This window comes from Stenotrophomonas sp. ATCM1_4 (assembly GCF_004348115.1).
Taxonomy (GTDB): domain Bacteria; phylum Pseudomonadota; class Gammaproteobacteria; order Xanthomonadales; family Xanthomonadaceae; genus Stenotrophomonas; species Stenotrophomonas capsici.
In genome coordinates this window covers 3729793-3753235 of sequence record NZ_QPFB01000001.1, presented here as the reverse complement: position 1 = coordinate 3753235, position 23443 = coordinate 3729793, and the positions used below count along the sequence as shown (strand labels likewise).

The 23443-nt window shown below is 68.9% G+C and carries 20 protein-coding genes; 19 read left to right on the top strand and 1 reads right to left on the bottom strand.

Annotation, left to right across the window (positions count from 1 at the left end):
* Positions 1-144 precede the first annotated feature (144 nt).
* From mreC to ATCM_RS17070, 7 genes are all read left to right on the top strand, one after another.
* The gene (mreC, locus tag ATCM_RS17100; RefSeq protein WP_132865677.1) at positions 145-1185 is read left to right on the top strand and encodes a rod shape-determining protein MreC; all 1041 of its coding nucleotides are present in this window, start codon (positions 145-147) and stop codon (positions 1183-1185) included.
* Entirely contained in the window at positions 1182-1667 is a 486-nt protein-coding gene (gene mreD, locus ATCM_RS17095; protein ID WP_132865676.1) for a rod shape-determining protein MreD, read from the top strand. Before mreC ends, mreD begins: the two co-directional genes overlap by 4 nt.
* 2 nt (positions 1668-1669) lie before the next feature.
* Entirely contained in the window at positions 1670-3751 is a 2082-nt protein-coding gene (gene mrdA, locus ATCM_RS17090) for a penicillin-binding protein 2 (RefSeq protein WP_132865675.1), read from the top strand.
* Positions 3748-4854: a rod shape-determining protein RodA gene (rodA, locus tag ATCM_RS17085; protein WP_132865674.1), complete on the top strand. Its 1107-nt coding sequence runs from the start codon at positions 3748-3750 to the stop codon at positions 4852-4854. Before mrdA ends, rodA begins: the two co-directional genes overlap by 4 nt.
* A 363-nt stretch (positions 4855-5217) precedes the next feature.
* On the top strand, positions 5218-6363 hold the full coding sequence (gene mltB, locus ATCM_RS17080) for a lytic murein transglycosylase B (RefSeq protein ID WP_132865673.1): 1146 nt from the start codon (positions 5218-5220) through the stop codon (positions 6361-6363).
* The gene (locus ATCM_RS17075) at positions 6360-7619 is read left to right on the top strand and encodes a septal ring lytic transglycosylase RlpA family protein (protein WP_132865672.1); all 1260 of its coding nucleotides are present in this window, start codon (positions 6360-6362) and stop codon (positions 7617-7619) included. The genes mltB and ATCM_RS17075 overlap by 4 nt, the downstream gene beginning before the upstream one ends.
* 88 nt (positions 7620-7707) lie before the next feature.
* Complete coding sequence (locus ATCM_RS17070) at positions 7708-8922, top strand: D-alanyl-D-alanine carboxypeptidase family protein (protein WP_132865671.1); 1215 nt, start codon at positions 7708-7710, stop codon at positions 8920-8922.
* Between the two features lie 136 nt (positions 8923-9058).
* Here ATCM_RS17070 and ATCM_RS17065 read toward each other — a convergent pair whose 3' ends face one another.
* Positions 9059-10114, bottom strand: a complete 1056-nt coding sequence (locus tag ATCM_RS17065) for a lipid A deacylase LpxR family protein (RefSeq protein WP_132865670.1) — start codon at positions 10112-10114, stop codon at positions 9059-9061.
* A 404-nt stretch (positions 10115-10518) separates the two neighbouring features.
* Between ATCM_RS17065 and ATCM_RS17060 the strand changes: the two genes are divergently transcribed.
* From ATCM_RS17060 to folK, 12 genes are all read left to right on the top strand, one after another.
* Positions 10519-11496, top strand: coding sequence for a CsgG/HfaB family protein (locus ATCM_RS17060; RefSeq protein ID WP_132865669.1), 978 nt, complete (start codon positions 10519-10521; stop codon positions 11494-11496).
* A 109-nt stretch (positions 11497-11605) separates the two neighbouring features.
* Positions 11606-11884, top strand: a complete 279-nt coding sequence (locus ATCM_RS17055; protein WP_132865668.1) for a DUF493 family protein — start codon at positions 11606-11608, stop codon at positions 11882-11884.
* A complete protein-coding gene (gene lipB, locus ATCM_RS17050; RefSeq protein WP_132865667.1) occupies positions 11872-12573 on the top strand; it encodes a lipoyl(octanoyl) transferase LipB in 702 nt (233 codons plus the stop codon). The genes ATCM_RS17055 and lipB overlap by 13 nt, the downstream gene beginning before the upstream one ends.
* Before the next feature lie 16 nt (positions 12574-12589).
* Complete coding sequence (lipA, locus tag ATCM_RS17045) at positions 12590-13600, top strand: lipoyl synthase (RefSeq protein WP_132865666.1); 1011 nt, start codon at positions 12590-12592, stop codon at positions 13598-13600.
* A gap of 207 nt (positions 13601-13807) precedes the next feature.
* On the top strand, positions 13808-15982 hold the full coding sequence (locus ATCM_RS17040; protein ID WP_132865665.1) for a carboxy terminal-processing peptidase: 2175 nt from the start codon (positions 13808-13810) through the stop codon (positions 15980-15982).
* Between the two features lie 94 nt (positions 15983-16076).
* Positions 16077-16631 (top strand): DUF2242 domain-containing protein, encoded by a 555-nt coding sequence (locus ATCM_RS17035; RefSeq protein ID WP_132865664.1) that lies wholly within the window; start codon positions 16077-16079, stop codon positions 16629-16631.
* A gap of 41 nt (positions 16632-16672) precedes the next feature.
* Positions 16673-17902 (top strand): hypothetical protein, encoded by a 1230-nt coding sequence (locus ATCM_RS17030; RefSeq protein ID WP_132865663.1) that lies wholly within the window; start codon positions 16673-16675, stop codon positions 17900-17902.
* Positions 17887-18795: a phosphogluconate dehydrogenase (NAD(+)-dependent, decarboxylating) gene (gnd, locus tag ATCM_RS17025; protein ID WP_132865662.1), complete on the top strand. Its 909-nt coding sequence runs from the start codon at positions 17887-17889 to the stop codon at positions 18793-18795. The genes ATCM_RS17030 and gnd overlap by 16 nt, the downstream gene beginning before the upstream one ends.
* A 179-nt stretch (positions 18796-18974) precedes the next feature.
* Positions 18975-20792 carry an ATP-binding protein gene (locus ATCM_RS17020; protein WP_132865661.1) on the top strand — a complete coding sequence of 606 codons (1818 nt, stop codon included), beginning with the start codon at positions 18975-18977 and terminating at the stop codon, positions 20790-20792.
* The gene (locus ATCM_RS17015; protein ID WP_132865660.1) at positions 20789-21229 is read left to right on the top strand and encodes a response regulator; all 441 of its coding nucleotides are present in this window, start codon (positions 20789-20791) and stop codon (positions 21227-21229) included. Before ATCM_RS17020 ends, ATCM_RS17015 begins: the two co-directional genes overlap by 4 nt.
* Positions 21230-21235: 6 nt before the next feature.
* Positions 21236-22756 (top strand): hybrid sensor histidine kinase/response regulator, encoded by a 1521-nt coding sequence (locus ATCM_RS17010; protein ID WP_132865659.1) that lies wholly within the window; start codon positions 21236-21238, stop codon positions 22754-22756.
* 119 nt (positions 22757-22875) lie between these two features.
* Positions 22876-23367 (top strand): 2-amino-4-hydroxy-6-hydroxymethyldihydropteridine diphosphokinase, encoded by a 492-nt coding sequence (gene folK, locus ATCM_RS17005; protein ID WP_132865658.1) that lies wholly within the window; start codon positions 22876-22878, stop codon positions 23365-23367.
* The last annotated feature ends 76 nt before the right edge of the window (positions 23368-23443 follow it).

Below are 23443 nucleotides of genomic sequence, written 5' to 3'. Positions count from 1 at the left end.
GACGATGCGTGGGTTGCTGCGATCTGCCCCGGTCCGCGTGTTCCTGCCCCCGCTGCAGATGACATCCGGTGTGCGCGCTGACGTTCGGGGGCTCCTGCGGCCCCCATTCCCTTTTTCCCTTTCACTGCTCCCAGCGCCTGATCCGTGCCTCCTTACGCCGGCCCTCCCGTAGCCTCCCGACAGGGTGATGCCAGCAGCACATTGCGACTGCTGGCTTACCTAGCGTTGGCCATCACCCTGATCGTGCTCGACATCCAGGGCGGCTGGCTGTCGCGCCTGCGTGCGCAGGCCAGCGTGGTGGTGCAGCCGGTCTGGGCACTGGCCGGGCTGCCCGGCCGCGTCGGTGCCACGGTCAAGGACCATGCCGCCAGCCACGGCCAGCTGGTCGAGGAGAACCGCGAGCTGCGCAACCAGCTGCTGCTGGCCAATGCCCGCCTGACCCGCCTGCAGACCGCCGCGCTGGACAACGCCCAGCTGCGCGAGCTGCTCAATGCAGCTGAGCGCAATGGCCTGGACGTGCAGCTGGCGCCGATCCTGGACATCGACCTGGACCCGGTGAAGCAGCGCGTGGTGCTGGATTCGGGCAGCCGCAACGGCGTGCACGTCGGCCAGGCGGTGATCGATGCCGGCGGCCTGATGGGGCAGGTGATCGCGGTCAATGCCAGCCATTCGACCGTGCTGCTGCTGACCGACCCGGACCACGCGGTGCCGGTGAACGTGGCCCGCAACGGGGTGCGGCTGATCGCCTACGGGCGCGGCGACCGCCTGGAGCTGCGCGACATCCCGCTCAGCGCGGGCGTCGAGGTGGGCGATGAGATCGTGACCTCGGGCCTGGGCGGGCGTTTCCCCGCCGGCTTTCCGGTGGGCAGGATCCTCAAGCTGCGCCCGGACGATACCCATGCCTTCCTGGTCGGTGAACTGGAGCCGGCGGCCAAGCTGGACCGTGGTCGCAACGTGCTGCTGCTGCGCTCGGTGCCGGCCATCCCGCGCCTGCCGGTGACCCAGGGCCTGGAGCTCCCGGCCGACGCGGCCGGTACCGTCACGCCGCCGGCCCCTGCGGCCCCGACCGGTGCCACGGCCGTACCGCCGGCAGGCCCGCCGCCCACTCCTGCAGGCGCCGCCGGTGCGTCCACGGCTCCGGCCGAAGCGCCGTCGCCGCAGGCCACGCCGGAGCAGCGCCGATGAGCCGCCTACGCAACAAGGGCTGGGTGCTGCCGGTCAGCATCGTGCTGGCGTTCCTGCTGGCACTGGTGCCGTTGCCCGACCTGCTGCTGCCACTGCGCCCGTACTGGCTGGCGCTGGTGCTGGCGTACTGGGTGATCGAGACCCCCGAGCGCGCGGGGCTGGGCTTCGCCTTCTGCATCGGCCTGCTGGCCGATGTGCTGACCGGGGGCATCCTCGGCGAGCAGGCGCTGCGGCTGGTGGTGATGGCCTTCATCCTGCAGCGTTTCCGCGCGCGGATCCGGTTCTTCCCGTTGTCGCAGCAGGCACTGTCGATCGGCGGGCTGCTGTTCAACGACCGCGTCATCGACGCGGCCATCCACCTGCTCGGTGATGCGCCGCTGCTGCCCTGGAGCTACTGGTGGGCGCCGCTGCTGGGCATGGCGCTGTGGCTGCCGCTGTATGTGCTGCTGGATGCGGTGCGGCTGGGCAAGCGCGGGCGCTGAGCATGTACAACCGGCGCCAGACCAAGAACCCGCACGCCGAGGCCGAACAGTTCCGGCGGCGCGCGGCACTGGGCTTCCTCGGCGTGCTGCTGGCGCTGGGCTTCCTGGGCGGCTGGTACTTCAAGCTGCAGGTGCTGGACCACGACATCTACGCCACGCGCTCGGAGGCCAACCGCATCAAGGCGCGTCCGGTGGTGCCGGGGCGCGGGCTGATCTACGACCGCAACGGCCGGCTGCTGGCCGAGAACGTGCCGGCCTTCCGCCTGGACGTGACCCCGGACAAGGTGCAGGACATGGAGGCCACCCTGGCCGGCCTGCGCCAGATCTTCTCGCTGGGCGATGAGGACATCGAGCGCTTCCGGCAGTCGCGCAAGGCGCGCCGCAGCTTCATGCCGGTGACGCTCAAGCTGCGCGTCAGCGACGACGAGATGGCGCGCTTCGCGGTGGACCGCTGGCGCTACCCGGGCGTGGAGCTGGAGCCGTACCTGACCCGGCGCTACCCCTACGGCGACCTGTTCGCGCACATCATCGGCTACGTCGGCCGGGTCGACGACAAGGACCTGGAGGAGCTGGGCGAGGGCAATGCCGCGCTGACCCACATCGGCAAGTCCGGCCTGGAGCGCTACTACGAGCAGCAGCTGCGCGGGAAGATCGGCTACGAGCAGGTCGAGACCAACGTGCAGGGCCGCGCCATCCGCACCGTCGGCCGGGTGCCGGCGCAGTCGGGCACCGACCTGCGGCTGTCCATCGATGCCGACCTGCAGCGGGCGATGGTGGCCGCCTTCGGCGAGCAGGAAGGCTCGGCGGTGGCGATCGACCCGCGTACCGGCGAGATCCTGGCCATGGTCAGCCTGCCGTCGTACGACCCCAATCTGTTCGTGAACGGCATCTCGCACGCCGACTTCAAGCGCCTCAACGAGAACCCGTCGCGGCCGCAGTTCAACCGGCTGGTGCTGGGCGGCGTGGCGCCGGGTTCGACGGTCAAGCCGTTCCTCGGCCTGGCCGGGCTGGACAGCGGGCTGCGCCGGCCGGAGGACAAGATCCTCTCGCGCGGCATGTTCTACCTGCCCGGCGTCAGCCGTGGCTGGGGTGATGCCAACCGTGGCGGCCATGGCTGGACCGACCTGCGCAAGTCGATCTCGCAGTCGGTGAACACCTATTACTACCAGCTCGGCATCGACATGGGCATCGAGCGCTACGACGAGTACATGGGCGGCCACTACGGCTTCGGCCAGCCCACCGGCATCGACCTGCTCGGCGAGATCGGCGGCATCCTGCCCTCGCCGGCGGCCAAGGCCAAGGCGAACCGCGAGCGCTGGTACCCGGGCGATACCGTCAATGCCAGCATCGGCCAGGGCCTGTGGAAAGTGACGCCGCTGCAGCTGGCGCGCGGCGTGGGCGGCTTGGCCACCGGACAGCTGCGGCGCCCCCACCTGGTCACCGAACAACGCGCCGGTTTCGACCACGACTGGATGGCGATGGCGCAGCCGGCACCGCTGCCGATCAGCCCCAATCCGTCCAACCTGCAGGCCGTGCGCGAAGGCATGATGGGTACCATGCAGCCCGGTGGCAGCGGCTGGCGTGTCGCTGCCGGGGCCCAGTACCGGATGGCCGGCAAGACCGGCACCGCGCAGGTGATCAGCCGCAAGGGCACCGCCGCGCTGAACCCCAAGAGCCTGCCGATGCACCTGCGCCACCGCGCGCTGTTCGTGGGCTTTGCGCCGGCCGAGGACCCGGTCATCGCCATCGCCATCGCCGTGGAGGGTGGTGGTTACGGTGGTTCGGCGGCCGCGCCGATCGCGCGCAAGGTGTTCGATGCGTGGCTGCTGGGCGTGATGCCCGAGGGCCTGCAGCCGCTGGATGCCGAGCGCGGCACCGTCGCGGTCGGCATCGCCACCTTCGATACCGAGGACCCGACCGCACGCGCCCGTGGTGAACAGGCGGCACTGCTGTTCGATGCCATGCCGGTGATGGTGGGCGCGCCCGCGCCACCGCCACAGGCACCGTCCTCTCCCGAATCCCCCGCCGTGGCGCCATCGCGTCCGGCCGGGCCCGAGGTGCGCGGCCCGGAGGCACAACGATGAGGGACTTCCTGCGCTGGGCACTGGAGATGGGCCAGCGCCTGACCCGCGGCCTGGACTGGCCGCTGCTGATCGCGCTGGCCGTGCTGATGGGCATCGGCCTGTCGGTGCTGGACAGCGCCGGCGGTGGCGGGCTGGTGATGGCGCAGGGCGTGCGCTTCGCGGTGGGCCTGGTGGCGATGTGGGCCATCTCGCGGGTTTCCATCCTGCGCATCCGCGCCTGGACGCCGCTGATCTATGCCGTCTCCATGCTGCCGCTGCTGGCGGTGTTCGTGCTGGGCACCGGCAAGTACGGCCGGCAGTGGCTGAACCTGGGGCTGTTCTACCTGCAGCCGGCCGAGTTGCTCAAGGTCAGCCTGCCGATGATGGTGGCCTGGTACCTCAATCGCATGCCGCTGCCGCCGCGCATCCCGGTGGTGCTGGTGGCGGCGGTGATCATCGGCGTGCCGACCGGGCTGGTGATGCTGCAGCCGGACTTCGGCACCGGCGTGCTGATCGCCGCCAGCGGCGCGTTCGTGCTGCTGCTGGCCGGCCTGCCGTGGTGGTGGGTGGGCATCGGCGTGGGCGGCGTGGCCGCGGCCGCGCCGGTGGCGTGGCTGTGGCTGCTGCGGCCCTACCAGAAGGACCGCATCATGATGTTCCTCGACCCGGAGAGTGACCCGCTCGGGGCCGGCTGGAACATCATCCAGTCCAAGATCGCGATCGGCTCCGGTGGCCTGACGGGCAAGGGCTGGGGGTTGGGCTCGCAGTCGCACCTGAACTTCATCCCCGAGCAGACCACCGATTTCGCCTTCTCCGTGCTCAGCGAGGAATACGGCTGGGTCGGCGTGGCGGTGGTGCTGGCCCTGTACCTGTTCGTGATCGGTCGGTGCCTGTGGATCGCAGTGGAGGCGCGCGATACCTACTCGCGGCTGCTGGCCGGTGCCACCGGCCTGGCCTTCTTCGTGTACATCCTGGTCAACGGCGGCATGATCTCCGGCCTGCTGCCGGTGGTGGGCGTGCCGATGCCGCTGATCAGCTATGGCGGCACCTCGGCGGTCTCGCTGCTGGCCGGCTTCGGCCTGGTGATGGCGGTGCGTGCGCACCGACCGGTCCACGGTGGCTGAGTTGGGTTGATTGCCCGGCTTTTGATCGAGATCAAACACAAGGCTTTACGAGTTCTTCACAATGTCAGCGTCGCTGGCAGCTGTCGCGCCGCGACAACCGGTTGGTTGTTGGCGGGTCGGCATGGGGAGATGACGACCCGGTTCCCCCACACCAATCCGGGCGTCGGTCATCTCTGCGGGATGGGGGGATGGCCGACGCCCATTTTTATGCCCGGTGGACGGGCAGGGCCGGCAAAGCGTGGCCGCATTCATCTTGCAGGGGCGCCGCAGGGTGCCATCCGTCGACGGATTTTCCCCTTCAATCTCGTTGGGATTCATGGTCTTATTGATGGAAATTCATCTTTGACCTGCTAATCTCGGCCGATGATTCGACGCGCTCTGATTTGCTGTCTCACGTTCGGTCTGGTCGCCTGCGCGACCCAGCCGCATGCTCCCACGCCGTCGCCGGTTCCGGCCGAGGCACCCGCCACGCCGGCCAAGCCAGGCACCGGCCCGGCCGAGGCGACTCCGGAAAGCAAGCAGGACTTGCCCCCGGTCGACCTGACCCCGGTGCCCTTCGAAACCGCCCGCGCCAATTTCGTCCGTGACACCGCGGCGCGTTACCGCATCGATCCGGCCTACATCGAAGCCACGCTGGCGCAGGCGCAGATCCGCGAACCGATCATCGCGGCGATGTCGCGGCCGGCCGAGCGGGTCAAGCCGTGGAACGAATACCGGCCGATGTTCATCACCCAGGCCCGCATCGACGGCGGCCGTGCCTTCCTGGCCCAGCACCGCGACGAGCTGATGCGGGTGCAGGAACGCACCGGCGTGCCGGCCGAGGTGATCGTGGCGATCATCGGCGTGGAGACCAGCTACGGCCGCAACGCCGGCAACCACCGCGTGCTCGATGCGCTGTACACGCTGGCCTTCAAATACCCGCGCAGCGGCGACCCGGCCAAGCTCGAGCGAGAGGTGCGCCGCGAGCTGTTCTTCCGCGACGAGCTGGCCAAGCTGTTCGAACTGGCGCGCATGGAGAAGCTGGACATCACCACCCTCAAGGGCAGCTATGCCGGCGCGATGGGCATGGGCCAGTTCATGCCGTCCAGCTACCTGGACTTCGCCGTGGACGGCAACGGTGACGGCCGCCGGGACCTGTTCAACAGCTATGACGACGTGTTTTCCTCGATCGCCAACTACTTCGTGAAGAAGGGCGGTTGGGTGCGCGGCGGCACCGTCGCGGTGCCGGCCACGCTCGACGCCGGCCGCGAGGAGTTCAACCCGACCGACTGGACCCCGACCTGGACCATCGATGACCTGGCCGCGCGCGGCTACCACGCGGTGACGCCGATCCGCGCGGCCAACGCCACCGCCACGCCGGTGACCCTGGAAGGCAGCAACGGCAAGCAGTACTGGCTGGGCTTCCAGAACTACTACGCGATCACCCGATACAACATCTCCAAGATGTACGCGATGGCCGTGTTCCAGCTGTCCCAGGCCATCGCCGGCAAGGAGCTCCCCCCGGCATGAACATCAAGTGGCTGGTCCCTGCGTTGATCGTGCTCGGGCTGGCCGCCTGCAGCAGCGCCCCGAAGAAGGCCGGCGGCGGCAGTGCCGCTGCCGGCGCGCATGCCGGCACGGTCGTGCATGGCCGCGGTGACGCCCGTGCCGGTTGCCCGGAAGGCTCGCCGTACGCCAAGGCGCAGGAAGACCTCTCCACGCGCGGCAATTACACCGCCGGAGGCCTGTACAAGCCGGGCGTCAGGGACAGCACGCCAAGCTACGTCCCCAACGTGGACTGCATCCCCGAACCGGTGGTGACCAGCGAGCCGCGTTCGGCGGTGGGCAACCGCTCGCCCTATGTGGTGCTGGGCAAGCAGTACCAGGTGATGGACGACGTCAGCCGCTACGTCGAGCAGGGCACGGCCTCGTATTACGGCCAGAAGTTCCACGGCCGGCTGACCTCCAACCGCGAGGTGTACGACATGTACGCCTTCACCGCCGCGCACAAGACCCTGCCGCTGCCCAGCTTCGCCCGTGTCACCAACCTGGACAACGGCGAGTCGGTGGTGGTGCGGGTCAATGACCGCGGGCCCTTCCACGACGGCCGCGTGATCGACCTGAGCTACGCGGCCGCGGTGCGCCTGGGCATCACCCAGCGCGGCACCGGCCGGGTCGAGGTGCGTGGCCTGACCCCGGGCAGCGACAACGTGCTGGCCGGCAACGGCAGCCGCCGTGGCCGCGGCGAACGCGCGGCCGCGCCGGCCCGACCGGTGGCACCAAGCCGCATGGACCAGTTGGTGGAAAAGCTGCCGAACCCGCCTGCCGCGGCCCCGCCGGCGGCCACCACCGCGGTCGCCAGTGCCGATCATTTCGACGCGTGGATGAAGGACAACGGTGTGCGCGTGGCCACCGGTCGCCCGGCTGCCACGCGCGCTGCCGGTACCGAACCTGCCCCGGTGGCCGTACAACCGTTGCCGGCGACGGCGCCCGCACCGGCCGTGCGCGCGGCCACCACGCCGGCGGTCCCGGCCGACCCGGCCACGCGTGCGTTGGGCGCCATCCTGCTGCAGGTGGCCAGCTTTTCCAGCCGCGACAATGCTGCACGGGCGCTGAGCCAGCTGTCGGCCGCCGGTATCGTCGGCGCCTCGCTCAGCGATATCGTCAGCGGCGGGCGTACCCTGTGGCGCCTGCGTGTACCGGCCAGCGACCAGAGCAGTGCGGCGGAACTCGCCGGACGCATTGCGGGTCTGGGCTTTGGCAGTCCGCAGATCGTCCGCGACTGACGCCGGATGTCGCACCGCAATGGCGGTGCGCCCGTCCTACAATGATCGTCCGTTTCTTTTTTCCTCGTCCCGCAGGAACCGATTTCCGATGAAATTCCGTTTTGCCGCCGCCGCGCTGGCCACGACGCTCGTCGTTGGCCTGGCATCCGCCCAGACGCCCACCCCCACGCCGACCCCAGCCCCCGCTGCCGCGGCCGCTCCGGCCCAGGTGGCGACGCCGCCGGCACCGGTCCCGACCACCGCCACCGCCTGGGTGTTGATGGATTACGCCACCGGCCAGGTGCTGGCCGGCGAGAACGTCCACATGCCGGTGCCGCCGGCCAGCATCACCAAGGTGATGACGTCCTACGTGCTCGCCGCCGAGACCAGGAACGGCAAGATCAAGCCGGACGACCAAGTGATGATGAGCGAGCGCGCCTGGCGTGAAGGCGGCGCGGGCACCGACGGCAGCTACAGCGGTTTCCCGGTCAACCAGACCGCGCGCCTGGAGGACATGGAAAAGGGCATGGCGATCCAGTCCGGCAACGATGCCGCGATCGCCCTGGCCGAACATGCCGCCGGCAGCCAGGAGGCCTTCGCCGCGCTGATGAACAGCTACGCCGCCAAGATCGGCATGAAGGACTCGCACTTCGTCAACGCGCACGGCCTCAACGCCGAAGGCCACCAGTCCAGCGCCTACGACCTGGCGCTGTTGGGCCGCGCCTTCGTGCGCGATTACCCGGAGACCTACGCGTACAACAAGATCAAGGAATTCACCGTCGGCAACATCACCCAGCCCAACCGCAACCTGCTGTTGTGGCGTGACGCGAGCGTGGACGGCATCAAGACCGGCCACACCTCGGCGGCCGGCTACTGCCTGATGAGCTCGGCCCAGCGCGGCGACCAGCGCCTGATCGCGGTGCTGATGGGCGGCGCCTCGGAGAAGCAGCGTGCCGATGACAGTCTGGCACTGCTGAACTGGGGCTTCCGCTTCTTCGAAACCCATCGCCTGTACGAGCCGGGCAAGGCCGTGACCAGCCAGCACGTCTGGAAGGGCAAGGCCGATGAGGTGCAGCTGGGCGTTGCCCAGCCGATGCTGGTGAGCGTGCCGCGCGGCCGTTACAACGACCTCAAGCCGAGCATGGACGTGCCCAAGCAGCTGGTTGCCCCGATCACCGCTGGCCAGCAGATCGGCACCGTCAAGGTGTCGCTGGATGGCAAGGTGATTGCCGAGGCGCCGCTGGTGGCGGTGCAGGCGGTGGAAGAGGGTGGCTTCTTCAAGCGCCTGTGGGACGCCTTCATGATGTGGTGGAAGTCCGAGTAAGGGCGGCTACCGGCCGGAACGGCCAGGCGGCGCTGCCGCGCTCGACGATTCGTCGGACGCGGCAGCGCCGCTTTTGTTTGTGCCTCGCTGCACGCACCTGCCTGGCGCGCGGCTGCGCAGCGAGGCCGCAGGCGGGTCAGAGCGTGCGGCTGACCGTGAAGCTGCCGAACACCGGGGTTTCCTTCTGGCCTTCGAACTCGCGGGTGCGGTGGTAGCGGGCCAGCGCGAACTTCCAGCGACCGCGCATCACCGCCACGCCATAGCCGATGTCGCCGACGAACGGGCGCTTGTCCACGCGGTGGCTGGTGCGGAAGGTGTTGCCGTCCAGGGTGATGTCGCGCACAACCCAGCGGGCATCGCTGGTGAGGAACAGGTGGCTCGACCAGCCTGTCGCGCGGCCATGGCGCGTTGGCGCGGTGTTCTCGCCGGCCGGGCGCATCGGCGAGCTGCCGAAATCATCGGGCAGCTTCCAGCCGAAGCGGACTTCGCCACCGGCGTTGGCGTAGGTGGCGAGGTTGCCCAGCGCGCCGCCCCAATGGCTGATCGCGTCCCAGCCCCAGCCAGCGGTGCTGGGCTCGGCCGGCCACCGGCGCATCCGCTCATGCACCAGCTTGAACACCGGCTCGTTGTGCAGCTGGTTGTCCCAGCCCTTGAACTTCTCGTCGCCCAGCACGCTGTGCACGGCCTGCTGCACCTGCTTGCCCATGGCGGCCGGGCCGACCATGCCGACCGCCAGCTGGGTGGTGCGCAGGTGCGCGCCGCTGCGCGCGTTGTAGCCGAAGTTCACCAGCAGCGCGGCGGCATACGGACGGTCGTCGCGGATCAGGTCCGAGCGGGTGTTGTCGGTCGGCGTGAACAGGCCCTGGCCGAAGCTGAAGATCATGTTCTGCTGTTCGAACCCGCCCGGATGCAGGCGTTCCAGGTGCCGGTTGGTCCAGCGTGCCAGGCGCGGCAGGCAAGGGTCGTCGGTGTAGTCCTTCAGGTTCGGCGAGACCAGGGTGAACATCGCGCCATTGGTGTAGCCCTGGTCCTGCTGGGCGCCGCCGAACAGGTCGTTGTCGACGCGGAAGTTGATCGCCGGCGGGTGCTCGGCCAAGGCGCTCTGCGCGCATTGTTCAGCGGCCTGGGCGGTGCTGGCGAGCAGGGTGCCGGCCAGCAGCGCGGCGAGAGGAAAGCCCTTGCCGTCCCTCATGCGGCGTTCTCCATGATGTCGTTCGTAAGATTGGACCAGCTTAGCGGCGCGGGCCGGTTTGAACATCGGGCCCTGAACGGACGAATTGTTTCGGGAGCAGGGGGGAATGGCCGGACATGCCCGTGGAGGACGCGGAGGGATTGCCGGTGGTTTCCAACAAGATGAATGGGGGTTTGCAACGTGACGTCCATCGAAATTTGCGGACGATCACACCCTGGGAGGCGCAAGTCGCGGGGTTTTCCCACAAAGCTTTGATGGAATCCCTTGATCTTCGTGCGGTAGCATCGGCGCGACCGGCCCGCGCTCGCCTGCCCGAAAGTGGGGTGGAACAGGATTTTGCCGCTAGGTCGCAAACGCCAAAGGAACGCACCTCGATAGGTGCAGGTAACGGGGAAGTAACTGATATGCGTAACGTCTTTTCGCCGCTCGTTGCAGCGGCGCTCACCGTAGGTATTGCCGCGGCTGTCACCAGCCAGCCCGCCGAAGCATCATTCAAGAACCGGGGCACCCAGGCGCAGGAACAGCGCAAGGCTGCGGTCGCCCAGATTCCGACCTGCCAGCGCCCGATCGGTTCGATGTCGGTGATCGAGCCGGAAGATGCCACCAACTGGTGGACCGGCCAGCAGCTGCCGGCGCCGAGCCGCCTGATCAAGGTGTTCGTCAACCGTTCGCGCTGCTTCACCCTGGTCGACCGTGGCGCCGGCATGGCCGCCGGCCAGTTCGAGCGTGAGCTGGCCGCCAGCGGCGAGCTGCGTGGCCGTTCCAACGTCGGCAAGGGCCAGATCAAGGCCGCCGACTACGTGATGATCCCGGACCTGATCTCGCAGAACAGCAACGCCGGTGGCAATGCCATTGGCGGCCTGCTGGGCGGCCTGATCGGCGGCCGCGCCGGCGCGATCGTCGGTGGCCTGAACTTCACCAGCAAGACCGCCGATGTGGTCCTGACCGTGACCGACGTGCGTTCCTCCGAGCAGGTGGCCATGGCCGAAGGCTCCGCGCGCAAGAGCGACATGGGCTTTGGTGCCGGCGGCGGCCTGTTCGGCGGCAGCGGCCTGGGCGCGGCGGGCGTGGGCGGTTACGCCAACACCGAAATCGGCCAGGTGATCACCATGGCCTACCTGCAGGCCTACACCGACATCGTCGCCCAGCTGGGTGGCCTGCCGGAGAATGCCGCCGCTTCCAACGCGCAGCAGGCCGTGACCGTGACCCGTGCCGGTCGCCTGCTGGCCAACGCCCGCGGCACCGGTGCCCCGGTGCGCACCCTGGATCCGGGCATGATGCTGTACCCGACCGGCACCAAGGAAGGCGTGATGTGGGAAGTGGAAGATGAACTGGGCAACCGTGGCTGGGTCTCCTCGACCCTGCTGGAACTGTCCAGGTAAGCTGCCGATGCCTGCCGGAAGGGCCGCGAAAGCGGCCCTTCCCGTTTTGGAAGGCTGTAAACCGGCCATGGCCTTGGGTTTGGGACGCCACGCCCCGATAATGTCCGCCATGGAAATCAAGTCCGACAATCCTGAACACGGCTTCCAGTTCCCCGGTACCTTCGAGTTGAGCGCCATGGGCGCGGCCAACATCGGGCTGGAGCAGGAACTGCCCAGGTTGCTGCAGAGCGCCGGGGTGGAAGTGCTCAACGAGCGCATCGCCTGGAAGCATTCGTCCAACGGCAAGTACGTCTCCGTGCGCATCGCCTTCCGGGCCGACAGCCGCGAGCAGTACGACGCGGCGCATGCCGCGCTGCGTGACCATCCGGAAGTGAAGTGGACGCTGTGACCGCCTGCGCGGTACCGGCGGCGCCCGCGCGCCAACGGCCCGCCGTCCTGCGTGACCTTGGCCGGCAGGGCTACGCGCCGGTCTGGCATGCGATGCAGCAGTTCACCGACGGCCGCGACGATGGCACCACCGACGAGGTCTGGGTGGTCGAGCACGACCCGGTGTTCACCCTGGGGCAGGCCGGCAAGGACGAGCACGTGCTCGCCCCGGGCGACATCCCGGTGCTGCACGTGGACCGCGGTGGCCAGGTGACCTACCACGGCCCCGGCCAGATCGTGGTCTACCCGCTGCTGGACCTGCGCCGGCTCGGCATCGGCGTGCGTGACTACGTGTGCCGCATCGAGCAGGCCATCATCGACACGCTGGACGAGTGGAACATCGGCGCCGAGCGGCTGGAGGGCGCCCCGGGCGTCTACGTCGGCGGGGCCAAGATCGCCGCGCTCGGCATCCGCGTGCGGCGCGGCTGCAGCTTCCACGGGCTGGCCTTCAACGTTTCGCTGGACCTGGAACCGTTCCACCGCATCAACCCCTGCGGTTACGCCGGGATGCAGGTGACCTCGGTGCTAGACTTGGGCGGTCCCTCGGGCATCGAGGCGGTCAAGTCGGTGCTGCTGTCCCATTTGGCCCAGCAGTTCGGGCTGGCGCTGCAGCCGACGCCCGAATTGCCCGACCTGACTACGCGGCCCTGACGCCGCCGGTAACGCCATGACTGAATCCACCACGCGCTCCATTCCCCTGCAGGTCGTGCAGGCCGATACCTCGTCCGCGCCGTTGCAGGCCGGTGTCAAGCAGATCGGCGGTGACAAGATCGGTCGCTCGCCGGTGCAGTTCGCCGACGCCCCGGTGCTGCGCAAGCCGTCGTGGATCCGCGTGCGCATCCCCTCGGGCAATGCGGTGGCCAACCTGAAGGCCAAACTGCGCGAGAACCGCCTGGTCACCGTGTGCGAGGAAGCCAGCTGCCCGAACATCCACGAATGCTTCGGCCACGGCACCGCCACCTTCATGATCCTGGGCGAGGTCTGCACCCGCCGCTGCTCGTTCTGCGACGTGGCCCACGGCCGGCCCAAGCCGCCCGATGCCAACGAACCGGCCAGCCTCGGCCAGACCGTGGCCGACATGGGCCTGAAGTACGTGGTGGTGACCAGCGTCGACCGCGACGACCTGCGCGACGGCGGTGCCCAGCACTTCGTCGACTGCATCGCCGCCATCCGCGCCAAGTCGCCGGGCACCCGCATCGAGGTGCTCACCCCGGACTTCCGTGGCAAGGGCCGCATGGAGCGCGCGCTGGAGATCCTGGCGACCAACCCGCCGGACGTGTTCAACCACAACATCGAGACCGTGCCGGACCTGTACCGCAACGTGCGCCCGGGCGCGGACTACCAGTGGTCGCTGACCCTGCTGAAGAACTTCAAGGCGCAGCACCCGGACGTGCCGACCAAGTCCGGCATCATGCTCGGCCTGGGCGAGACCTTCGAACAGGTGCAGGCCACCCTGCGCGACCTGCGCGCGCATGACGTGGAGATGGTCACCATCGGCCAGTACCTGCAGCCGACCGCGCACCACCACCCGGTGCTGCGTTACTGGACGCCGGAGGAATACAAGGCGTTCGAGGACTACGGCTACGCGCTGGGCTTCACCCACGTGGCCTCCGGCCCGATGGTGCGTTCGTCCTACCATGCCGACCAGCAGGCGGCCGGTGCCGGCGTCCACGTCTGAGCGCGGCCTGAGTACCCCGCGCCTGCCGCAGCGCAGGCGTGGGCAGGGCGGTCGCCGCCAGCCCGTGTCCGGGCGATTCACATTCTGCTACGGGGCTGCGGCTAGTCTGGCCGTGGACAGCGTGACAACGGCCGAAACTTTCGGCACTGTCGAAGTGTCCGAGCTGTCCGCAACCTCCCCCCAACGTCCGGTGCCCCGAGTACTTTGATGACTTACCGAGTTCCCGCCTTCCTGCTGGCCTTCGCGCTGACCGCGCCCGCCGCGATGCTGGCGCGCGCCGATTCCCCGGCCCTGCCGTCGTCCCCGACGCTCGACCAGACCACCACCTCCAAGCTGGTCTACGGGCTGCTGTCGGACAGCCGCTACGCCTACCGCCCGCGCGCGCTGGACGCGGCCACCTCGCAGGACGTGTTCAAGCGTTACCTGGAGTCGCTGGACAGCGGCAAGCAGTTCTTCACCAAGGACGACGTGGACGGCTTCGCGCCGTTGGCCGCGCGCACCGGCGATGCGATCCGCTCCGGCGAGCTGGACCCGGCGTTCCAGGTGTTCAGCGTGTACCGCCAGCGCGCCACCGAGCGCGTGGCCTATGCCCGCCGCCTGCTGCGCCAGGAGCCGGACTTCAGCGTCCAGGAACGCTTCGACTACGACCGCAAGGACGTGCCGTGGGCGACCAGCGCCGAGCTCGACGAGCTGTGGCGCAAGTCGGTCAAGAACGACTGGCTGCGGCTGAAGCTGGCCGGCAAGTCGGCCGCCGACATCCGCAAGACGCTGGACAAGCGCTACGAGACGCTGGGCAAGAGCATCAACGAGCTCAAGAACGACGACGTGTTCTCGTTCTACATGAACGCCTATACCAGCGCCGTCGACCCGCACACCGACTACTTCACCCCGCGCACGGCCGAGAACTTCAACCAGGCCATGTCGCTGTCGCTGGAGGGCATCGGTGCCCAGCTGCAGCGCCAGGACGACGTGGTGGTGATCCGCGAGGTGGTGCCCGGTGGTCCGCTGGACCTGGACGGCACGCTCAAGGCCGGTGACCGCATCGTCGGCGTGGGCCAGGGCCGTTCCGGCCCGATCGAGGACGTGATCGGCTGGCGCATCGATGACGTGGTGTCCAAGATCCGCGGTGCCAAGGACACCCAGGTGCGGCTGGAGTACATCCCGGCGGCCGAAGGCGTGGACGGCAAGCACCGCATGGTGACCATCACCCGGCAGAAGATCCGCCTGTCCGAGCAGGCTGCCAAGGGCGAGACCATGACCATCCCCGGCGCGGCCGGCGAGGCGCAGCGCCGCATCGGCATCGTCAAGCTGCCGACCTTCTACCAGGATTTCGAAGGCCGTCGCCGCAACGCGGCCGACTATGCCTCCGCGACCCGCGACGTGGCCAAGCTGCTGGCCGGCTTCAAGGCCGACAAGGTCGACGGCGTGGTGCTGGACCTGCGCAACAACGGCGGCGGCTCGCTGGACGAGGCGATCGAACTGACCGGCCTGTTCATCGAGCAGGGCCCGGTGGTGCAGGTGCGCGAATCCGGTGGCCGCGTCACCGTCAACAGCGACCGCAACCCGGCCGTGGCCTGGGACGGCCCGCTGGCGGTGCTGATCAACCGTGGCTCGGCGTCGGCATCGGAGATCTTCGCCGGTGCCATCCAGGACTACGGCCGTGGCCTGGTCATCGGTGAAACCACCTTCGGCAAGGGCACCGTGCAGAACGTGGTGCCGCTGGACCGCTGGCCGGCCAGCGAGAAGGAGCGCTTCGGCCAGGTGAAGCTGACCATCGCCCAGTTCTTCCGCGTCAGCGGCTCCAGCACCCAGCACAAGGGCGTGGTACCGGACCTGGCCTTCCCGGCCAGCGTGGATGCCAGCGAGTTCGGCGAGAGCACCTACGACAACGCGCTGCCGTGGACGCGCATCGCCGCGGTGCCGCACACCCAGTACGGCAATTTCGCGCCGATCCTGCCGCGCCTGGAAACCCGCCATGGCCAGCGCATCCAGAACGACCGCGAGTTCCAGTGGTGGGAAGAGGACGTCAACCAGTTCCGCACCGAGGCGGCCAAGAAGTACGTCTCGCTCAACGAGGCCGACCGCCGCGCCGAGCGTGACCGCCAGGAAACGCAGCGCAAGCAGCGCCAAGCCACCCGCAGGGAGCTGGGTCTGCCGCTGGACCCGCTGGCCGAGGACAGCAGCGACGACGGCCTGACCGGCAACGAGCGCGACATCGTCAAGGATGCCGCACGCGAGAAGGCCGCCGAGAAGCGTCCGGACCCGCTGTTGAAGGAGTCGGCCTCGATCCTGGCCGATGCGCTCAACCTGCTGGAAAAGGACCGCCCGCTTTCGGCGCAGGTGCTGCCGCAGTCCACCGGTCCCGGCCGCTGGGCTGACTGAGCAACAACGCAACAGCGTGTTGAAAACGCCGTCAACGTCCCTGGACGTTGGCGGCGTTATGCTGTGGGCCATTCGATGATGGGTGGAGGCGTCCATGCGCACCTACGGGCTTCGTGCGCTGGCCGGGCTGATGCTGCTGGCGCTGGCTGGCTGCGGTGGCAAGGCCGTCAACAGCACGCTGCTGCGCGAGTCGTTCGATTCCGGCGACACCTATTCGCGCGACTTCGAGGTATCGCCGGCGCAGGCCTGCGAGGCGGCGCGCCGCGCGCTGCTGGGGCAGGGCTATGCGATTACCCGTGCCGATGCCGGCAGCGTGGAGGCCAACAAGAACTTCCAGCCCAAGGAGGACGTGCATGAGCAGCTGGTGCTGCGGGTGTCCTGCGCGGCGCGTGGCGACGGCCATGCACAGGTGTTCGCCAGCGCGGTGCAGGACCGCTATGCACTGAAGAAGTCGCCCACCTCGGCCAGCGTGGGCGTGGGGGCGCTGGGGTCGGTGTCGCTGCCGTTCGGCAGCAACGATGACTCGCTGGTGCGGGTGGCCAGCAGCACGGTGCAGGATGCGCAGTTCTACCGGAACTTCTTCGCGCGCGTGCAGCAGTTCGCCACCGCGCTGGTGCCGCCACCGACCGACGGGGCGCCGGCCCGGTGACGTGGCGCCGGCACGCGATGGTTCGCGTCGGCGCTGCGTTGATGTGGGTGTTGGCATCCACGGCGCAGGCCGCCGACGGCTGCGCGATGCGGCTGCTGCGCGAGCTGGGGTGGCAGATTGAATCGGGCGCGCAGCAGGGGGTCACGGTCAATGCCGGGCAGCCCTGCCAGCGCGCCTCGCTGCAGCAGGCGCAGGCCAGGGGTGATCTGCGCGTGCAGGTGCCCGAGGGTTTCGATGCCACGCAGCGCGAGCAGATGGCCGAAGCCCTGCTGCAACAGCAGGCCAGCGTGTGCGCCTATGCGTTCCGGCTGGGCGATGCCACGCGCGCGGCGGCCCGTCGCCTGCAGGACAACCCCGGTTACCGGTTCTCGGCGTTGCAGCTGGGCTGGATCGGCTTCGGCGCGCGCGGCGCGGGTGCGCAGGGCTGGCAGCGCTTCCGCAGCTTTGGCCGTGGCTATGCGCCGAGCGGCAGCAACAGCCGGGCGCTGGAGGCCTTCTACAGCGGTCGGGTGCGCTCCGAGTGCGGGGTGGGCCGGCAGGTCGCCCAGCTCGCCGCCCAGCGCGAGCTGTATGGCGATGCGGCGTTCGATGCGGAGTTCAGTGCCGGGGAGTTGTCCATCGGCACCTTCCTGACCCTGCACGATACGCAGAGCATCCTGCTGGGCAGCAACGCCGGCGAGTTTTTCGCCGATGGCAAAGCGGTCCGCACCGCGGCGATGGGGCGGCAGGCGTTCATGGGCCTGCCGGGCTACATCAGCCACGTCTACGACAAGCGCTACCTGGATGACATCAACAACCAGGCCGAGAACTTCGTGATCACCGACGTCAGCGAGGCCGCCGCCCAGGCGTTGGCCCGGCATGGCGGCTTCGCGCACTACGACGCGCTCAACGCGCGGATATGGGAGCTGGCGCGGCAGATGCCGGGGCATGGCCGGCGCCGCTTCGAACGCCTTCTGCACGAGCGCGATGCGACGCTGCGGGCCGCGCTGCCGGCGGAGCAGCAGGTGCTGCTGGCGCGCATCGACGCGCTGATGGGCGACCCGGTGTATGGCGGCTTGATGCTGTACGTGCATCCCAGGGGCGTGCGCCCGCTGGGCTACCACATCGCCCGCCTGCTCGACCGCAACCCGCGCACCCCCTTCAGCATCGAGCTGACGCTGCACAACCTGCACACCACCCTGTACCGGCGCTGGATCGAAGCGCGCCTGCGGGCGTGTGCGGACGGAATTTCCTTCAACACAACCCGAGGTGAGAAATGGAACTGGGCATGATCGGACTGGGCCGGATGGGCGCCAACATGGCGCAGCGACTGCAGGGCGGCGGCATCCGCGTCACCGGCTTCGATCCGGGCGAGCAGGCCAGGGCGCAGGTGGGCGCCAAGGGCGTGGCGGTGGTCGCCTCGCTGCAGGCGCTGGTGCAGGCCCTGCCGGCACCGCGGGTGCTGTGGCTGATGGTGCCGTCCAAGGTAGTGGACGCGACGCTGGAGGCGTTGTTGCCGTTGCTGTCGCCGGGCGACGTGGTGGTCGACGGCGGCAACTCCTGGTACCGGGAATCGCAGCAGCGGGCCGGGCGTTGCGCAGCGCACCAGGTGGACTTCGTCGACTGCGGCACCAGCGGCGGGGTGTGGGGGCTGCAGGAGGGCTACTGCCTGATGATCGGTGGCGAGCAGGCGGTGGTGTCGGGGTTGTCGCCGCTGTTCCAGGCGCTGGCGCCGGCCGCGGACCGTGGCTGGGCCCATGTCGGGCCGGTCGGGGCGGGCCACTTCAGCAAGATGGTCCACAACGGCATCGAGTACGGAATGATGCAGGCCTACGCCGAAGGCTTCGCGCTGCTGGAGAAGAAGGCCGAGTTCGCGCTGGACCTGGCGCAGATCGCCGAGGTCTGGCGGCATGGCAGCGTGGTGCGGTCCTGGCTGCTGGACCTCAGCGCCGATGCGCTGCGCCAGAACCCGGCGCTGGATGGCATCGCGCCCTACGTGGAGGATTCCGGCGAAGGGCGCTGGACGGTCAGCGAGGCCATCGACCTCGACGTGCCGGCACCGGTGATCACCCTGTCGCTGCTGGAACGGCTGCGTTCGCGCGAGGACAACTCGTTCACCGACCGCATGCTGGCGGCCATGCGCAACGAGTTCGGTGGTCACGCGATCAAGCGCAGCGACGGCTGAACCGGAGCACGGCGGGGAGGAGGACGCGAGGCGTTCACTCCCCGCAGGTTTCATGCAATCCTTGGCGCCTGTCAGGCAAACGCCTGGATACGGCCGCGGTTTCTGCCGATTGACGGAAACTGCCGTCGATGGCGGCTGGTGTGACGCAGGGGGCGTCCACGCGTGACGAAGGAAACGGGATGGCACTGGGATTGAGCGACGATGGGTGGAGCCGCTGGCGCCTGATGGGGCTGGCCTTGGCTGCGCTGTTGATCATCATCGTCCCGGCGCTGACCCTGCAGCGGCTGTCCACCCAGAGCGTGGAGTCGGCCAACTGGGTGGCGCACACCCACGCGGTGGGGGCGCGGTTGTACAACCTGCAGGCCGACATCCGCGACGTCGAGTCGGCGGCGTTGACGCTGTCCAAGGGCATCGACTCGCCGGCGCTGCAGCAGCGCATGGACCAGGCCGACCGGGTGACCGACAACCTGCGCGAGCTCGCCGGGCTGGTCAGCGACAGCCCCGAGCAACTGGTCCGCATCGGCAAGATGGAGTCGATGCTGGAGCGGCGCATGGCGCTGGCCAAGGAGATCGCCGTCAGCACCGATTCGCCGCGCCAGCGCGAGCTGATCGAGCAGATGACCTTCGAGTACCCGATCCGCGACATGGTGGTCGAGCTGCAGCAGCACGAAGAGGCGCTGCTGGCCGAGCGCGGCCTGCAGGCGCGGCGCCAGCAGCGGATGTCCTCGCTGGTGAGCTGGAGCGCGCTGGTGGTGCAGTTGCTGTTGCTGGCACTGGTGCTGTGGCTGCTGAACCGGCAGATCGGCAGCCGTGCCGATGCCGAGTTGCGCCTGAGCAAGTCCACCGCCCGCGCCAACTCGGTGCTGCAGACCGTGCGCGAGCCCATCGTGCTGCTCGACGAGAAGCTGCGCATCGTGCTGCACAACAACGCCTTCGCCGAGTTGTACGGGGTCGATGGCCAGGACGTGAACCAGCGTCCGCTGCAGGAGATCGGCGATGGTGCCTGGGAGGATCCCCTCGTGCGCCAGCGCCTGGCCGACGTGCTGCTGCGCGGGCGCGAGCTGTGGGACTACGAGCACCAGCAGCAGGGCGTGGACGGCCTGGCCCGCACCATGCTGATCAATGCGCGGCGCATGTCGCTGCCCGATGCCAACGACGACGTGGTGCTGATGACCATCAGCGACATCACCCTGCAGCGCGCGGTGCAGGTGCGGGTGGAAGAGCTGAACCGGCAGCTGGAAGGCAAGGTCGAGCAGATGGCCGACGTCAACCGCGAGCTGGAGGCCTTCAGCTACTCGGTCTCGCACGACCTGCGCGCGCCGCTGCGCCACGTGGCCGGGTTCTCGGACAAGCTGCGCCGGCACCTGGGCGAGGGCGCCGATGAGAAGGCGCAGCATTACCTGGACGTGATCGGCAGCTCGGCGCAGCGGATGGCGGCGTTGATCGACGACCTGCTGGTCTATTCGCGGCTGGGGCGTGGCGCCATGCGCCTGCAGCCGGTGGACATGCAGTCGCTGGTGGCCGACACCCGCGCGCTGCTGGATTCCAACCTGCGCGCTGAGGCCGGTGCCGACGGCACGCCGCGCGAGGTGGAGTGGCACATCGGCACGCTGCCGGTGCTGGTGGCCGACGAGAACATGATGCGGCAGGTGTGGCTGAACCTGCTGGGCAACGCGATCAAGTACAGCGCCGGGCGCGAGAAGGCGGTGATCGAGGTGTCGGCGCGGCAGTTGCCCGACGGCAGCCAGCAGTTCAGCGTCACCGACAACGGTGCCGGTTTCGACATGCAGTACGCCTCCAAGCTGTTCGGGGTGTTCCAGCGCCTGCACAAGGCCTCCGAGTACGCCGGCACCGGCATCGGCCTGGCCAGCGTGCGACGGGTGCTGACCCGCCATGGCGGGCGCATCTGGGCCGAGGCACAGGTGGACAAGGGGGCCACCTTCAGCTTCATCATTCCCCCGTTCAACGACGCACACCACAAGGATCTCCCGGCATGACCACGTTGCGCACCATCCTGATCGCCGAAGACAGCGCGGCTGACGCCGAAATGGCGATCGACGCCCTGCGCGAGGCGCGCCTGGCCAACCCGATCGTGCACTGCGAGGACGGCGTGGAAGCGCTGGACTTCCTGCTGCGCCGCGGGGCCTACGCCGACCGCGAGGAAGGGCTGCCGGCGGTCCTGCTGCTGGACATCAAGATGCCGCGCATGGACGGGCTGGAGGTCCTGCAGCGCATCCGTGCCGAGGAGGAGCTCAAGCGCCTGCCGGTGGTGATCCTGTCCTCCTCGCGCGAGGAAAGCGACCTGGCACGCAGCTGGGACCTGGGCGTGAATGCGTACGTGGTCAAGCCGGTGGACATTGACCAGTTCTTCAACGCGGTCAAGACGATCGGCACGTTCTGGGCGGTCATCAACCAGGCACCGGAAGGCGAGTGAGCGTGCATGCCTAACAAGGGAGCACCACTGGGGCGGTTGCGGATCCTGCTGGTGGAGGATTCGCCCGAAGATGCCGAGCTGGTCAGTGACCAGTTGCTCGACGCCGGCCTGCAGGCCGAATTCGAGCGGGTCGACAACGAGGTCGGGCTGCGCCGCGCCCTGACCGAGTACATGCCCGACATCGTGCTCTCGGACCTGAGCATGCCCGGATTCTCCGGCTACCAGGCGCTGCAGATACTGCGCGAGCTGCACCCGAAGGTTCCCTTCATCTTCGTCTCCGGCACCATGGGCGAGGAGACCGCGGTGGAGGCGCTGCGCAAGGGCGCCAACGACTACATCATCAAGCACCTGCCGGCACGCCTGCCGCCGGCCGTGGCGCGGGCCATCCGCGAGGCGCGCAGCGAGATCGAGCGCGCCCGGGTGGAGGACGAGCTGATGCGTTCGCAGCGCCTGGAGAGCCTGGCGCTGCTGGCCGCCGGTCTCAGCCACGACCTGCGCAACATCCTGCAGCCGCTGCTGATCGTGCCGGACCTGATCCGCGAGCGCAGCGACGATCCCAAGATCGTGCGCCTGGCCGACGTGATCGCCGAGTGCGGCCGGCGTGGCCACGAGATGGTCGAGTCGATGCTGTCCTTCGTGCGCGGTTCGCGCCAGCCCAGCGAGCGCATCGTGCTGCAGCGGTTGTTCCAGGCGGTCGGCATGCTGCTCAAGAGCAGCCTGCCGCGCAACGTGGACCTGCACCTGGAGGTCTCCGATGACCGCATGGCCATCGAGGCCAATTACACCGAGCTGCAGCAGGTGCTGCTCAACCTGGCGTTGAACGCCATCCAGGCGATGCCCGACGGCGGGCGCCTGAGCCTGGTCGCCGAACGCGGTGGCCAGGGCCAGGAGGAGTGCGTGCGCATCCGCGTCAGCGATGAAGGCATCGGCATGGACGAGGCGACCCAGGCGCGTCTGTTCAGCCCGTTCTTCACCACCAAGGCCAACGGTACCGGGCTGGGGCTGGTGTCATGCCGGCGCATCATCGAGAGCGTTGGCGGGCATATCCGCGTGCACAGCTGCAAGGGCGAGGGGACCTCGTTCGAACTGCTGCTGCCGATGCACGATGCTCTGCTGGCCGAAGGCGAGGGCGAGGTGCCGGCGATCCGCGCCGGCCGCGGCGAACGCCTGCTGGTGGTCGATGACGAGGCCACCCGGCTCTCGCTGCTGGGCAATGCGTTGTCCAGCCAGGGCTACCGCATGCGCCTGGCCAGCGATGGCGCGGTCGCGATGCGGCACCTGCAGGAAGCCGGCCTGCCCGACGTGGTGCTGGTCGACAGCGGCATCCCGCTGCTGTCGGCCGGGCAGCTGCTGGCCGAGATGCAGGCGATGGGCTACCGCGGGCCGGCCATCGTGCTGGAGGACGCCAATGCCCCGGCATTTGCCGACGGCCAGGCCCCGTCGGGCATCAGCGTGCACGTGCTGCCCAAGCCGCTGGAGATGCAGCGGGTGTTCCGTGCCGTGGCCGATGCGCTGGGCAGCGACTGAAAGCACTCCGGCGCGCATCTGGCCGACGTCTGCTGGCCTTATCATTGTCGCCCCCACTCCTGATGCAGGGCCGTGGTCCGCCCTGACCGGTGCGGGCAGGCCCGCAGGCAAAGCCACCGATGACCACCGTGCTCCTCAGCCTGGGCAGCAACCTCAATCCACGCCATTACCTCAAGGCCGCCGTGGACGTGCTGCGCGAACGTTTCGGCACCCTGCGCGTATCGCCGGCCTACCGCACCCCCGCGGTGGGCTTCGACGGCCCGGACTTCCTCAACAACGCGGTGCTGCTGGAAACCGACATGCCGCTGCTGGCCCTGGACGAATGGCTGCACGCGGTGGAGGACGCGCACGGGCGTGACCGTTCCGGCCCGCGTTTCAGCGACCGTACCCTGGACATCGACGTGGTGTATTACGGCGACCTGGTGGTCGAGGGCCCCAAGCACCTGCGCATCCCGCGCCCGGAGCTCAAGCACGCCTTCGTGCTCAAGCCGCTGGCCGACATCGCGCCGGAATTCATCGACCCGGTGCGCGGGCTGAGTTTGGCGCAGATGTGGGCCGAGCATCCGCAGTTCGGGCAGGATTTCGATGTGGTGGCGCTGGAAGGGGAGTGAGGTCCCACGGGGAAGCGCAAACGCTTCCGTGCGGCTTTGCGCTACCTCCCCGGCTGTTGCCAAGGGAGGGCGGCGG